Annotated in this window: 11 protein-coding genes; 9 read left to right on the top strand and 2 right to left on the bottom strand. The window is 65.4% G+C overall.

From position 1 onward, the window contains the following. Positions 1–23 precede the first annotated feature (23 nt). The 4 genes from BOO69_RS04380 to BOO69_RS04365 are packed head-to-tail and all read left to right on the top strand — an operon-like array spanning position 24 to position 4,537. The gene (locus tag BOO69_RS04380) at positions 24–662 is read left to right on the top strand and encodes a glutathione S-transferase family protein (protein WP_071970655.1); all 639 of its coding nucleotides are present in this window, start codon (positions 24–26) and stop codon (positions 660–662) included. Positions 663–680: 18 nt separating this feature from the next. Then, positions 681–1,892, top strand: coding sequence for an acetyl-CoA C-acetyltransferase (locus tag BOO69_RS04375; protein ID WP_071970653.1), 1,212 nt, complete (start codon positions 681–683; stop codon positions 1,890–1,892). Beyond that, complete coding sequence (locus BOO69_RS04370; RefSeq protein ID WP_071970652.1) at positions 1,892–2,320, top strand: hypothetical protein; 429 nt, start codon at positions 1,892–1,894, stop codon at positions 2,318–2,320. The genes BOO69_RS04375 and BOO69_RS04370 overlap by 1 nt, the downstream gene beginning before the upstream one ends. Before the next feature lie 12 nt (positions 2,321–2,332). Further along, positions 2,333–4,537 carry a 3-hydroxyacyl-CoA dehydrogenase NAD-binding domain-containing protein gene (locus BOO69_RS04365; RefSeq protein WP_071970650.1) on the top strand — a complete coding sequence of 735 codons (2,205 nt, stop codon included), beginning with the start codon at positions 2,333–2,335 and terminating at the stop codon, positions 4,535–4,537. Between the two features lie 349 nt (positions 4,538–4,886). Here the strand turns inward: BOO69_RS04365 and BOO69_RS04360 are convergent, their stop codons facing one another. After that, complete coding sequence (locus BOO69_RS04360; protein ID WP_071970649.1) at positions 4,887–5,960, bottom strand: PRC-barrel domain-containing protein; 1,074 nt, start codon at positions 5,958–5,960, stop codon at positions 4,887–4,889. Between the two features lie 572 nt (positions 5,961–6,532). Here BOO69_RS04360 and BOO69_RS04355 point away from each other — a divergent pair. Genes BOO69_RS04355 through BOO69_RS04335 form a run of 5 tightly spaced genes read left to right on the top strand, consistent with a single transcriptional unit; the run spans position 6,533 to position 12,569 of the window. Next, complete coding sequence (locus BOO69_RS04355; RefSeq protein WP_071970648.1) at positions 6,533–7,795, top strand: imelysin family protein; 1,263 nt, start codon at positions 6,533–6,535, stop codon at positions 7,793–7,795. A gap of 57 nt (positions 7,796–7,852) precedes the next feature. Then, positions 7,853–8,860 (top strand): porin family protein, encoded by a 1,008-nt coding sequence (locus tag BOO69_RS04350; RefSeq protein WP_071970647.1) that lies wholly within the window; start codon positions 7,853–7,855, stop codon positions 8,858–8,860. 16 nt (positions 8,861–8,876) lie between these two features. After that, positions 8,877–10,469: a di-heme oxidoreductase family protein gene (locus tag BOO69_RS04345; protein ID WP_083545447.1), complete on the top strand. Its 1,593-nt coding sequence runs from the start codon at positions 8,877–8,879 to the stop codon at positions 10,467–10,469. After that, the gene (locus tag BOO69_RS04340; RefSeq protein WP_071970646.1) at positions 10,466–11,485 is read left to right on the top strand and encodes an imelysin family protein; all 1,020 of its coding nucleotides are present in this window, start codon (positions 10,466–10,468) and stop codon (positions 11,483–11,485) included. The genes BOO69_RS04345 and BOO69_RS04340 overlap by 4 nt, the downstream gene beginning before the upstream one ends. Position 11,486: 1 nt before the next feature. Further along, positions 11,487–12,569, top strand: a complete 1,083-nt coding sequence (locus tag BOO69_RS04335) for a DUF1513 domain-containing protein (RefSeq protein ID WP_071970645.1) — start codon at positions 11,487–11,489, stop codon at positions 12,567–12,569. A gap of 57 nt (positions 12,570–12,626) precedes the next feature. Here BOO69_RS04335 and BOO69_RS04330 read toward each other — a convergent pair whose 3' ends face one another. Continuing rightward, entirely contained in the window at positions 12,627–13,295 is a 669-nt protein-coding gene (locus BOO69_RS04330) for a Hint domain-containing protein (RefSeq protein ID WP_172839495.1), read from the bottom strand. Positions 13,296–13,319 lie beyond the last annotated feature (24 nt).

Genomic DNA, 13,319 nt, shown 5'->3' with positions numbered 1-13,319 from the left:
CCCAGACACAGGAGAGAACGCAGATGACCATCAAACTCCACTGCTTCGGCGAATCCGGCCACAGCTACAAGGCGGCGCTGGCGCTGGAACTGTCCGGCCTGGACTGGGAGCCGGTCAAGATAGACTTCTTTGGCGGACAGGGCCGCACGCCGGAGTTCCGCAACGAGCTCAACATCATGGGCGAGGCGCCGGTGATGATCGACGGAGATGTCCGCCTCACCCAGTCGGGCGTGATCCAGGACTACGTGTCGGAGAAATCCGGCAAGTTCGGCGGTCGCGACGCGGCCGAGCGGCGCGAGATCCTGCGCTGGATCCTGTGGGACAACCACAAGCTCAGCTCGATGGCCGGGATGACGCGGTTCCTGATGAACTTCCTGCCCGAGGACAAGCGCCCGCAGGAGGTCATCGACTTCAACCTCGGGCGGCTCAAGTCAACCTACGCGGTGCTCGACAGCCACCTCGAGGGCCGCGACTGGATCGTCGGTGACGGGCTGACCAACGCCGACCTGACCTGCTGCGGCTATCTCTACTATCCCGAACCCTTCGGCTTTGACCGCAGCGAATGGAAGAACATCGACGCGTGGCTCTCGCGTCTTTCCGAACAATCGGGGTGGAAAGCACCCTATGACCTGATGCCCGGCAGCCCGGCTGACCGGGCCTGAAGAAAGGAAGTGACCACAATGACAGACGCATATATCTACGACGCCCTGCGCACGCCCCGCGGCAAGGGCCGCAAGGACGGCGCCCTGCACGAGGTGACAGCGCTGCGGCTTTCCGCGCAGACCCTGAACGCGGTCAAGGAACGCAACAACCTCGAAGGTCATGCCGTCGAGGACGTGATCTGGGGCAACGTGACCCAGGTGATGGAACAGGGTGGCTGCCTTGCGCGCTCCGCCGTGCTGGCCTCCGACCTTGACGAACGGATCCCCGGCCTTGCCATCAACCGCTTCTGCGCGAGCGGCATGGAGGCGGTGAACCTCGCCGCCAATCAGGTGCGCGGCGGCGCGGGCGAAGCCTACATCGCCGGCGGGGTCGAGATGATGGGCCGCGTGGCCATGGGCAGCGACGGCGCGGCCATCGCCGTCGATCCGTCCATCGCGATGGAAAAGTACTTCGTTCCGCAGGGCATCTCGGCGGACATCATCGCCACCGAATACGGTTTTACCCGTGACGATGCCGACCAGCTTGCCATGGCAAGCCAGCAGCGCGCGGCGGCGGCCTGGAAGGACGGTCGTTTCGATAAGTCCGTCATCACCGTCCGCGACCAGAACGGCCTCACCATCCTGGACCGTGACGAATACATGCGCCCCGAAACCGACATGCAGAGCCTCGGCAGCCTGAACCCCGCGTTCCAGGCCATGGGCGAGGTCATGCCGGGTTTCGACAAGATCGCGATGATGAAGTACCCGCACCTGGAAAAGATCAACCATATCCACCACGCGGGCAATTCCAGCGGGATCGTGGACGGCGCAGCGGCCGTTCTGATCGGCACCAAGGAGTTCGGAGAGAAGCACGGCCTCAAGCCGCGTGCCCGCATCCGCGCCACCGCCAAGATCGGCACCGATCCCACCATCATGCTGACCGGGCCCGTGCCGGTGACGGAGAAGATCCTCAGGGACAACGGCATGTCCATCAAGGACATCGACCTCTTCGAGGTGAACGAGGCCTTCGCTTCGGTCGTCCTGCGCTTCATGCAGGCCTTCGACGTGGACCACGACCGGGTCAACGTGAACGGCGGCGCGATCGCCATGGGTCACCCTCTGGGCGCGACCGGCGCGATGATCATCGGCACCCTGCTGGACGAGCTGGAGCGTTCCGACAAGGAAGTCGGTCTGGCGACGCTCTGCATCGCGTCGGGCATGGGCGCGGGTACCATCATCGAGCGCGTGTGATGCTGAACCTGCAGGCGTTCATGGACAAGGTCATCGGCATCATCCGCGAGGATGACGCCGACGGCTACCTGTCCATGATCGAACTGCCCTACCAGGTCATCACCGCGCGGGAGACCCGCACCTTCGTGCGCCGGCAGGACATGCGCGAACATTTCCACCTGTTCCGCATCGGCCTGCACCAACTCGGCTTCCACGATCTCAGCCACCGGGTCACCGCCACCACGATGCTGGGGGCCGATCTGGCTACCGGCATCTACGAGACCCAGCTGTACCGGAACGACCAGCTTTTCATCGCGCCCTACCGCTCCTGCATCACGCTGCGGCGATCTGGGCGGGTCTGGCGCGCGGTCAGCACCGCACACACCATTGGACATGCCGACTGGATGGACCGGATGGACGCCATCACAGGCATGCAGAAAACAGACTAGAGGACATATCGAATGACCGATTTCACCATGAAGACCGATGCCGACGGCGTTGCCATCATCACCTGGGACGTGCCCGGCAAATCCATGAACGTGATGTCCATCGACGGACTGGCCGAGCTGGATGCCCTGATCGACGACGCCCTCGCCGACGAGACCGTCAAGGGCATCGTCATCACGTCGGGCAAGGACGGTTCCTTTGCCGGTGGCATGGACCTGAACCTGCTGGCCAAGATGAAGCAGGACGCGGGAGACGACCCTGCGAAGGGCCTGTTCGAGGGCACGATGAAGATGCACGCCCTGCTGCGCAAGATCGAGCGTGCGGGCATGGACCCCAAGAAGCTGACCGGCGGCAAACCCATCGCCGCCGCCCTGCCCGGCACGGCCGCGGGCATCGGGCTTGAGCTGCCGCTGGCCACGCACCGCATCTTTGCCGCCAACAATCCCAAGGCGCGGATCGGCCTGCCGGAAATCATGGTCGGCATCTTCCCCGGCGCGGGCGGCACCACCCGTGTCTCGCGCAAGCTGGGCGCGATGGCCGCCTCCCCCTTCCTGCTGGAAGGCAAGATGGTCGCGCCCGAGGCTGCCGTGAAGGCGGGCCTGATCGACGAGGTCGCGGATGACCCGGTCGCCGCCGCAAAGGACTGGGTGCTGAATGCCAAGGACGCGGACCTGGTCAAACCCTGGGATGCCAAGGGCTACAAGATGCCCGGCGGCGCACCTTACCACCCGGCGGGTTTCATGACCTTCGTGGGCGCCTCCGCCATGGTCAATTCCAACACCAAGGGTGTCTACCCCGCCGCCAAGGCGCTGCTGTCGGCGGTCTATGAAGGGGCGCTGGTCGACTTCGACACCGCGCTCAAGATCGAGGCGCGCTGGTTCACCCACGTCCTGATGAACCCGTCTTCTTCGGCCATGATCCGGTCGCTGTTCCTGAACAAGGAGGCGCTGGAGAAGGGTGCCGTGCGCCCCGAAGGCGTCGCGGACCAGCGGGTGAAGAAGCTGGGCGTGCTGGGCGCGGGCATGATGGGCGCGGGCATCGCGCTGGTGTCGGCACAGGCCGGGATCGAAGTGGTGCTGATCGACCGTGACCAGGCCGCTGCCGACAAGGGCAAGGGCTATGCCGAAGCTTATTTCGACAAGGGCATTGCCAAGAAGAAATCCACCCCGGAAAAGAAAGAAGCCGCCCTCGGGCTGATCACGGCCACCCCTGATCTGGACGCGCTCAAGGGTTGCGACCTGATTATCGAAGCGGTCTTCGAAGACCCCAAGGTGAAGGCCGAGATGACCCAGAAGGTCGAGGCGGTGATCCCGGAGGATTGCATCTTTGCCTCCAACACCTCGACCCTGCCGATCACGAGCCTCGCCGAGGCATCGAGCCGCGCAGACCAGTTCATCGGCATCCACTTCTTCAGCCCCGTGGAGCGCATGGCGCTGGTCGAGATCATCAAGGGCGAGAAGACCGGCGACCGCGCGGTGGCCAAGGCGCTCGATTACGTCCGGCAAATCCGCAAGACACCCATCGTGGTCAACGACGCGCGGTTCTTCTATGCCAACCGCTGCATCATCCCCTACGGCAATGAAGCGAACCGCATGATCACCGAAGGGGTCGCGCCCGTGCTGATCGACAACGCGGCGCAGCTGCTGGGCTTCCCCGTGGGGCCGGTGCAGCTTGGCGACGAGACGTCGATCGATCTGGCAACCAAGATCATGCGCGCGACGAAGGCGGCGATGGGCAACGAATACCCCGCGTCCGAAGCGGACGACCTGATCGTCTGGATGGAAGACCTCGGGCGTCTGGGCCGCAAGGCCAAGGCCGGGTATTTCGACTACGACGAGAAGGGCAAGCGCCTAGGCTACTGGAAAGGCATCCATGACAAGTACCCGGTGGCCGACGAACAACCGGACCTTCAGGAAATCCAGGACCGGCTGATGTTCGTGCAGGTGCTGGAAGCCGTGCGCGCGCTGGAGGAAGGCGTGCTGATGGACATCCGCGAAGGCGACGTGGGCGCGATCCTCGGCTGGGGCTTTGCCCCGTGGTCCGGCGGCCCGTTCTCCTGGCTGGACATGATCGGCACCCCCTATGCGGCGGAACGGTGCGACCAGCTGGAGGCCAAGTTCGGCCCCCGCTTCAAGTGCCCCGACCTGCTGCGCGAGATGGCCGAGAAGAACCAGACCTTCTACGGCCGTTTCGGCCCCGAGGCACAGGCAGCGGCCTGAGGCCGACCGCCGCACCGCAGGTGTACAAAGGGGGCCGATGGGCCCCCTTTTTCATTGCATGACGCGCGGGGTGATCCCTCAGCCGTCCGGAGCACAATGACCGTTTCGAGCCCATACCTGTGCTCTCAGAGTGAATATCCATTGCCAAAGCAGAGCTTTGGCAGCGCCCGAACCGCCCCCACGGGGCGGGCGCTTCTCGCCCACCCCTCGGTTCGGGCGCGACCTGTTTCGGATGTTGAACATGACAGCAATGTCCGCACAACTGACCTTCACCGCGCCCGTTGCTGTCTCTGCGCACGAAAAAGGGGAGGCCCGAAAGCCTCCCCTTCACTCTTGACCAAAGGCGGTATCAGTCGAGACCGACTTCCTCTGCCAGACGGATATCCGCATCAAGCAGGCGCACTTCGGATTCGTCGAATTCCGGCATGCTCTCGAGACGATCTTCGGTGGTGCCGGGCACGATCAGCTCGGTCTCGCGGACCAGCATCTGGTTCACCGGCACGGCGACCTCGTTCTCGCCCATGCCAAGGAAACCGCCGACACCCACGATCGCCACGACGGTATCGCCACGCACGCCGATGTAGTCGACTTCGCCGACGTCTTCGCCGTTTTCGGTCGCCACGCTGCGACCCACCAGTTCGCCGACGGTCATGTCAAAGATCGGCAGGTTCTGCGTTTCGTCCGCATAGCGCGCCTTGTCGTCTTCGGACATGTTGCCCTGTTCGTCCGCGTTGTAGTCCTTCATCACGATCTGCGCTTCTTCCTGCGTCACGTTGATGTCGGCACCCTCGGCGCGCTCGACGTTGACTTGCGGCTCTTCGGCTTCGTCCATGACGACATTGGCGTCGCCCGTCTGCTCGACGTTGACCTGCGCGTCGGCCTGGCTCACGTCGACCTTGGCTTCTTCCGCCTCGGCCACGTCGACCTGTGCGTCTGCGCCTTCGACCTGGATGTTCGGCTCGCTCTCCTGAACGGTGATTTTGGGCTCGGGACGGACGAAGCGAACGACCGGTTCCGGCTGGTCGAGGTCCACCTTCGGCTCGCCCGTGTTCACGTCGACCTCGGGATTCGGCACCGCGATGGTGACGACCGGCTCGGGAATGGCCACGGTAATCTGCGGCTGCGCCTGCTCGACCGTGATGACCGGTGCCTGCTGCTCGACGCGCACGGTGGGTTCGGGCACTTCGACGGTGATTTCCGGCTGCGGCTGTTCCACGGTCACGACGGGTTGACCCTGTGTGACGTTCACGTCGGGTTCCGGAACGGTCACATCGACTTCGGCATCCTTTTGCTCAACGACCACTTCGCCACCCTGTACCGGGGTCGAATTTGATTGCTGGGCGGATGCGGGCAACGCGGCAGCAAGGGTCAGCGCCGAGACGCCGAGCAACAGCTTGCTGGCAGAAAATGTGCGGATGGTCATGTAGATCTCCTCAAAGTTTCAAAGTGTTAAACGACCGGTGACGCGCCAACGCCGAGAGCCGGCAGTTCCTCTGGTGGCGCAACAAGTCGGAGTCGGCGATGTTCCGCCCGATCTTTTTCAAACAGCTTGGAACAATTTTCGCGCCCAGATGGCCAAGATCAGAAATTGGCTGTTCTCAGGGGTTTGGCGGAGAGGAAATTTGCGTCAGCGCTGTCGCGAAAAGTTGAATTTTTTCCCGTGCCGGTCTGCCCGACCGACAAAGGCGACATCTCTTGGCGGTAGATTGCCCCGGTGCGGCCGGGCGGGAACCCGCCACCCGTCCCTGCGTCGCGGCAGGTAAGCGGCAAGCTCCAGCTACTTCCGCGCGAGGTCCGCAAGATGCATCGCGCCCCGGGATACCGGAGAAATATTCCGACTTTTTTCGTCAGAAACAGTTTCCTTATCAATTCGGTCAGATATAACGGGACCAGCCAGCCCCGACTCGACCGCGGGCGCGCCACCCACGCGCCAGAGGCCGATTGCGGCCTCACCCCCGCCCGCGGCACGGCGGCCCCAAGACGAAAGGACACCCCATGACCCGCTCCACCCTGCTTTCCACCGCCGCCTTTCTGGCCGTCGCCACCCCGGCGCTGGCCGTGGAAAAGACCGCGGTGATCGAAAACTACGCCGACATCGCATCGGCGAAATACGAGGACAGCCTGACCACCGCCAAGCGCCTGCAGGACGCGGTCGCTGAATTCGTCGCGGCGCCCTCGGCAGAGGGTCTGACACAGGCGCGGCAAGCCTGGATCGCGGCCCGGGTGCCGTACCAGCAATCCGAGGTCTACCGCTTCGGCAATGCGATTGTCGACGACTGGGAGGGCAAGGTGAACGCATGGCCGCTGGACGAGGGGCTGATCGATTATGTCGACAACAGCTATGGCGGGCCGTCCGACGAGAACGGGCTGGCGGCACTGAACGTGGTGGCGAACCCGACCTTCACCCTGTCCGGCAGCGAAGTGGACGCGACCCAGATCACCCCTGCCCTCCTGTCGGATACGCTGCACGAGGCCGACGGCATCGAGGCGAATGTCGCCACCGGTTACCACGCCATCGAATTCCTGCTCTGGGGCCAGGATCTGAACGGCCACGCCCCCGGCGCGGGCAACCGTTCCTGGACGGACTATGCCACCGGCGCCGACTGCACCAACGGCAACTGCGACCGGCGCGCCGACTACCTCGTTGCCGCCACGGACCTGCTGGTGTCGGACCTCGAATGGATGGCCGGCCAGTGGGCCGATGGCGGCGAGGCACGCGCGAACCTGCTGGAGAACGTGGATGCGGGCCTCGTGGCAATGCTGACCGGGATGGGGTCACTGTCCTACGGCGAGCAGGCAGGCGAGCGGATGCGCCTCGGCCTGATGCTGAACGACCCCGAAGAAGAGCACGACTGCTTCTCCGACAACACGCACAACAGCCACTACTACGACGGGCTGGGCGTGCAGAACACCTACCTCGGCGAATATGTCCGCGTGGACGGCACCACCGTCTCGGGCCCTTCCCTGTCGGATCTGGTGGCCGAAACCAACCCCGAGCTTGACCGCGAAATGCAGGAGAAGCTCGCGACGACCATGATGGCCCTGGGCAAGATCAAGACCGCCGCCGAGGCGGGCTTCGCCTATGACCAGATGCTCGAACGGGGCAACGCGGGTGGCGAAACGCTCATCTTGGGGGGCGTGAACGGCCTGATCGATCAGACCCGCACCATCGAGCGCCTCGTAAATGAGCTTGGCCTCGATCAACTCGCCTTCGAAGGGTCGGACAGTCTCGACAATCCGAACGCCGTTTTCCAATAATCCGGTGCGCTGGCAGCAAATTGCCAGCGCCCCCCTCCCCTCCTCAGGACAACAAGAATGAAAAAACAGTTGAACTTGGCGGGGCTTTGCAGCCTCGCGATACTCGGTGCGCAATCGGCATCGGCACAGGACAGCGCCTTCACTTGGGAAGGCAGCGTCGAGGTCGGCGTGGACAGCACCGTCAGTTCCGATGATCCGACGGCGGAATTCAGCGATACCTACATCAGCATCGAGGCCGCCTTCGAGGCCGCGATCACCGACCGCGTCACCGCGTTCGGCGGGCTGACGCTGGAATCCATCACCGACGCGACCGACGACCGCGCCTTCGAAGATCTGGGGCTTTACGTCGATACGCTGGGTCTCAGCTTCGCCTTTGGCGAGACCACGCTGTCGCTGGGCAAGCTCAGCCCGGTCTTCGGCGTCGCATGGGACGCGACGCCGGGCTACTACGGCACCTCGCTGGCCGAGGACTATGAACTCTCCGAAATGATCGGCGCCGTCGTCGATACCCCGATCGGCAGCGACGGTACTCTTTCGGTGGCGCTGTTCTACCCTGACGACACGTTTCTCAGCGACAGCATCGGCGACCGGCGCGGGCGCAACTCCGCGGCCGCGGGCGGTGTGGGCAACACCGGCAAGCTGAACAATGCGGCGGTGCAATACACCCACAGCTTCGGCGCGACCTCGGCCTGGGTCGGCGCACGGCACCTGTCAGCAGGCATCGGCGACGTGTCGGATGAAAACGGACTGGTCGCCGGCGTCGCCCATGACTTCGGCAACGGCTGGGACATGATCGGCGAAGTCGCGCATTTCAACGGCGCGGGCGGCACGGGGGCCGATGCCACCTACACCACCCTCGGCGCGGCCTATGCGCTGGACCAGTGGACATTCTCGGGCACCGGTACCGTGGTCGACACCTCCGGGGCGGGCCGTGACACCATGCTGGCGCTTGGTGTAGACCGCGCCCTGAATGACCGCACGGAAATCAACTTCGGCGTCGCCCGTTTCGACGTGGGCGGGGTAAAATCCACGGCGGTCGGCCTGGCGGCGGTCGTATCTTTCTAACTCAAGGGGTGCCTAAATGACGGTCAGCCAATCCTTTCGCGCCAAGAGGCCCGATCAGGCCAGCCGCCCGTCACGCCGCACGCACCGGCTGTGCCGGCCCCTTTTGCCGCTGGCCCTGTCGATCGGGTCGGCGGCGCTGGCTCAGAACCTGCCCCCTTTGGACGACTCCCACCTCGACGTTGTGCCCCGCACGGCAGAGGAGACCGCCCGGATCGCCGATGTCACCGCGCCGCCCACCGATTTCACCCGGCCATCGAAATACGAACACCTGTCCGCCGGTGCGGCAACGGTACGGGCGCGCAGGACGGCGGACGCCTTTTCACAACCTTCCGGCAACATCGGCTTCGAGGACGAGCTGACCTTCAAGGTCGGCAACGGGCTGTTCCGGAAGCTCTGGGTGTCCGCCCCCTCCTCCACTCTTGCCTCGGATGGCCTCGGCCCCCTTTACAACGCGCGGTCCTGCCAGCGGTGCCATATCAAGGACGGGCGCGGCCACCCGCCAGAGGCGGGGGACGACACTGCGATCTCGATGTTCCTGAGGGTCTCCATTCCCGGTGGCGAAGAAGACGCCATCGACGAGATCGAGGGCTACATCGCCAGCCGTCCCGAACCGACCTACGGCACTCAGCTTCAGGACTTCGCCGTTCAGGGCCTGCCGGCCGAATACAGGCTCGACATCACCTATACCGAGGAGCCGGTAACGCTGGCCGACGGCAGCGTCGTGTCGCTCAGGCACCCGACCTACCGTGCCGCGGATCTCGGCTACGGTCCGCTGCATCCCGACGCGATGCTCAGCCCGCGGGTCGCCCCGCAGATGATCGGCATGGGCCTGCTCGAAGCGATCCCCGCCGCCGACATCCTTGCCCTGGCGGACCCGGACGACGCGGACGGCAACGGTATTTCCGGGCGGCCCAACATCGTCTGGTCCATGGCCCTCGACAAACCCATGCTGGGCCGCTTCGGTCACAAGGCGGGCAACCCGTCGATCCTGGAACAATCGGCGTCGGCTTTCATCGGGGATATCGGCATTTCAAATCCGCTGTTCACCGCCGGCGCGGGAGAATGCACCGACCTGCAAGCCGACTGCCAGGCCGCGATCCATGGCGACGGCGACCTGCGCGGCACCGAGATCGACGCCGAGGGGCTAGACCTTGTCACCTACTACAGCCGGAACCTCGGTGTGCCGGAACGGCGTGACGTGGACGATCCGCAGGTGCTCCGGGGCAAGCGGGTATTTTACGAAACCGGATGCACGGCCTGCCACCAGCCCAGCTTCGTCACCCACCGGCTGAAGGACCAGCCCGAACAGAGTTTCCAGCTCATATGGCCCTTCACCGACATGCTTCTGCACGACATGGGCCCGGGTCTGGCCGACAACCGCCCGGAGGCGCGGGCAAGCGGAACGGAGTGGCGCACGCCGCCGCTTTGGGGTATCGGTATGACGCAGGAGGTCAGCGGCCACACCTATTTCCTGCACGACGGCCGCGCGCGGTCGCTGCTGGAGGCGATACTCTGGCACGGCGGAGAAGCGCAGGATCAGCGCGATACGGTCATCGACCTGCCCGCCGACGAGCGCGATGCGCTGATCGCATTTCTGGAGAGCTTATGAATCGCCTTACAATCCTTGCAACCGCGCTGTTGTTGCCGTTTGGCGCCTTCGCCCAGCAGGACGCCCCGGGCATGGTCGCCGACGTCGTCGAAAACCACATCCTCCCGCGTGTGGATGCCCTTGCAGAGCAGGCACATACCCTTGCCGACGTGGCGCAGGAGGATTGCGAGATCGCCTCTCCCACGCTGCGCGCGGCCTATCAGGACAGCTTCGACGCCTGGGTCAGCGCCAGCCACCTGCGTTTCGGCCCGACCGAAGTGGGCGACCGCGGCTTCGCGCTCGCGTTCTGGCCCGACAGCCGGGGTGCCACGCCCCGGGCGTTGGCAGGTCTGATCGCCGACCGTGACCCGGTGATCGACACGCCCGAAGGCTTTGCCCAGGTGTCGATCGCTGCGCGGGGGTTCTACGCACTCGACTACCTGATCTACGACACCGACATGACCGACCGCGCGGATGGCGCCTATGTCTGCGGCCTCGTGCGCGCCGTGACCGGCGACATCGCCACGACGGCCGGCAGCATCCGCGCTGACTGGCACGACAGCTATGCCGCGGAAATGACGGATCCCGGTCCCGACGCCGCCTACCGCTCCGACCAAGAGGTGTTGCAACAGCTCTTCACCGCCCTGACTTCGGGGTTGGAATTTACCGCCGAGACCCGGCTGGGACGTCCGCTCGGCACGTTCGAGCGTTCCTATCCCGCCCGCGCCGAAGCCTGGCGCTCGGGCCGGTCCGCCCGACACGTGCGCCTCAGCCTCGTGTCGCTGCGCGATCTGGCCGACCGGCTGGCCGCGGGCCACCCCGAAGTGACGCAAAGCCTCGACGACGCCTTCGACAAAGCGCTCGCGCGGCTCGACGCGCTGGATGACCCGGTCTTCGCGGGGGTCGCCGAACCGCAAAGCCGGCTGAAAATCGAGGTGATCCAGCAGGACATCGAGGCCATCCGCAGCCTGGCCCGGTCGGACCTCGGTCCGACACTGGGCGTCGCCGCGGGGTTCAATTCGCTTGACGGAGACTGAGATGACACGTCGCACTGACACGGGCCGTCGGCGATTTCTCGGCGGGCTGATCGCCGCGGGCGTGATCCCGCGCCCCACCTGGGCCGACGCCGGCTCGCCCGCCTATCTTGCCGCGGGGGGCCGTCCCGACGGCAGCTACCTGCTGTGCGGGATTGGCGCGGACCTGTCGGTGCGCTTCGAACTTCCGCTGCCCGCGCGTGGCCACGCCGCGGCGGCCCATCCCAGCCGCCCGCAGGCGGTGGCTTTCGCCCGCCGGCCCGGCACCTTCGCGCTGGTGATCGACTGCGCCAGCGGCCGGATCCTCAGCACCCTCGCCAGCCCGGAGGGGCGGCACTTCTACGGGCATGGCGCCTATTCGCAGGCAGGCGATCTGCTCTATACCACGGAGAACGACTTCACCACCGGCACCGGACGTATCGGCGTCTGGGACGTCACGGCGGGCTATGTCCGCGTGGGCGAGATCGCCAGTGGCGGCATCGGTCCGCATGACATCCGGCGTCTGCCCGGCTCCGACACGCTGGTCGTGGCCAACGGGGGGATAGACACCCATCCCGACAGCGGTCGGGCCAAGCTCAACATTCCGACCATGGCCCCGAACCTGACCTATATCGAGGCCGAGCGGATCGTCGAACAGGCCGCCCTGCCGAAGGCACTGCACAAGAATTCGATCCGTCACCTTGCGGTAGGACCCCAAGGCGAAGTGGCGCTCGGGATGCAGTGGCAGGGAGAAGAGCCGGTGGATGCGCTGGTGGGCCTGCACCGGAGGGGATCGGAGATCACGCTTTTCGACGCGCCCGCTGAAGCGGTCGACCGGATGCAGGGCTATATCGGGAGCGTTGCCTGTTCGGCCGATGGCGCGACGATCGCCGTCACCTCGCCGCGCGGCGGAATGGTCCAGTTCTACGACACGGCGACCATGGCTCTCACGCGGTCGGAAGCGCTGGAGGATGTTTGCGGGATCGCCCCGGCGGCGCAGGGATTCACCGTGACGACCGGAACCGGCACGCTGCGCTGCCTGCGCGACACCGCCGGTGCGCGGGCCAGTGCCGCGCTGATGTGGGACAACCATCTGGTCGCGCTCTGAAAGCGGCAGGAAAGGCCCAAGGCTGTTACCCGCGGGTCCGCTGGTTCGGCTGCGGTCTCAGCAATAGGCTGCCGGGCCGGCCATGCGCCCCGCGGTCGCGAGGATACGGTCTTCGGCGCTCAGGCAGCCGGCCACATATGCCGCATCTCGCATCCCAAGGACATCGTAGACCGCGCTGGTCTTGTCCATCAGGTTGTCGAGCGCGGGCCGGACAAGGGGGCAATGGATCAGCGTGCCGCCCTCGGCGTAGATCACCTGCTCTTCGGCAAAGGCGATGATCACCAGCTCGACCTTGTGTTGCGGGGCGGCGCGGTGGATCCCGCGCAGGCCGACCAGCGCCTGGGCCGGCACCACGGCGAACGGATCGCCGTACATGTCCGAAGCCGCATCGCTTTCCACCAGCACGCCCTGGTCCGGAAGGAGCGTCAGTTCCGCGCGGTTGTCCAGGGCACCTTCCGGGACAACGACCGGCCAGCAGGCCGCCGCTGTGTCCGGCGCGTCGGGGAACAGGGCCAAGCGCCGCAATTCGGTGATGCGTTGCATGCCGTTGTCGAAGGTGAGCACGCTGTCGCCCACCGCCAGTGCCTCGACTGCGCGCCAGCCCAGGTTGGACGCGACCCGTGTCCCCGCGATCAGGCCCTGTGTCATCATCGCAAGACCCCCGTCATAGGCGCCGGTCATCTCGGTCGCGCGACGGTTCGGCTGCTTCGTCTTCCATCCAAACATTTCATCCATCCCCATGGTGAAGCG

This window comes from Sulfitobacter alexandrii, assembly GCF_001886735.1.
In the GTDB taxonomy this organism is placed as follows: domain Bacteria; phylum Pseudomonadota; class Alphaproteobacteria; order Rhodobacterales; family Rhodobacteraceae; genus Sulfitobacter; species Sulfitobacter alexandrii.
The sequence above is the reverse complement of the archived record's forward strand: the minus strand, read 5'-3'. Positions and strand labels throughout refer to the sequence as shown.

Coding starts and splice junctions, on each gene's coding strand:
- BOO69_RS04360 (WP_071970649.1), bottom strand. CDS start 5,960: ATGACCATCCGCACATTTTCTGCCAGCAAGCTGTTGCTCGGCGTCTCG.
- BOO69_RS04375 (WP_071970653.1), top strand. CDS start 681: ATGACAGACGCATATATCTACGACGCCCTGCGCACGCCCCGCGGCAAG.
- BOO69_RS04365 (WP_071970650.1), top strand. CDS start 2,333: ATGACCGATTTCACCATGAAGACCGATGCCGACGGCGTTGCCATCATC.
- BOO69_RS04345 (WP_083545447.1), top strand. CDS start 8,877: ATGACGGTCAGCCAATCCTTTCGCGCCAAGAGGCCCGATCAGGCCAGC.
- BOO69_RS04355 (WP_071970648.1), top strand. CDS start 6,533: ATGACCCGCTCCACCCTGCTTTCCACCGCCGCCTTTCTGGCCGTCGCC.
- BOO69_RS04350 (WP_071970647.1), top strand. CDS start 7,853: ATGAAAAAACAGTTGAACTTGGCGGGGCTTTGCAGCCTCGCGATACTC.
- BOO69_RS04370 (WP_071970652.1), top strand. CDS start 1,892: ATGCTGAACCTGCAGGCGTTCATGGACAAGGTCATCGGCATCATCCGC.
- BOO69_RS04330 (WP_172839495.1), bottom strand. CDS start 13,295: ATGTTTGGATGGAAGACGAAGCAGCCGAACCGTCGCGCGACCGAGATG.
- BOO69_RS04340 (WP_071970646.1), top strand. CDS start 10,466: ATGAATCGCCTTACAATCCTTGCAACCGCGCTGTTGTTGCCGTTTGGC.
- BOO69_RS04380 (WP_071970655.1), top strand. CDS start 24: ATGACCATCAAACTCCACTGCTTCGGCGAATCCGGCCACAGCTACAAG.
- BOO69_RS04335 (WP_071970645.1), top strand. CDS start 11,487: ATGACACGTCGCACTGACACGGGCCGTCGGCGATTTCTCGGCGGGCTG.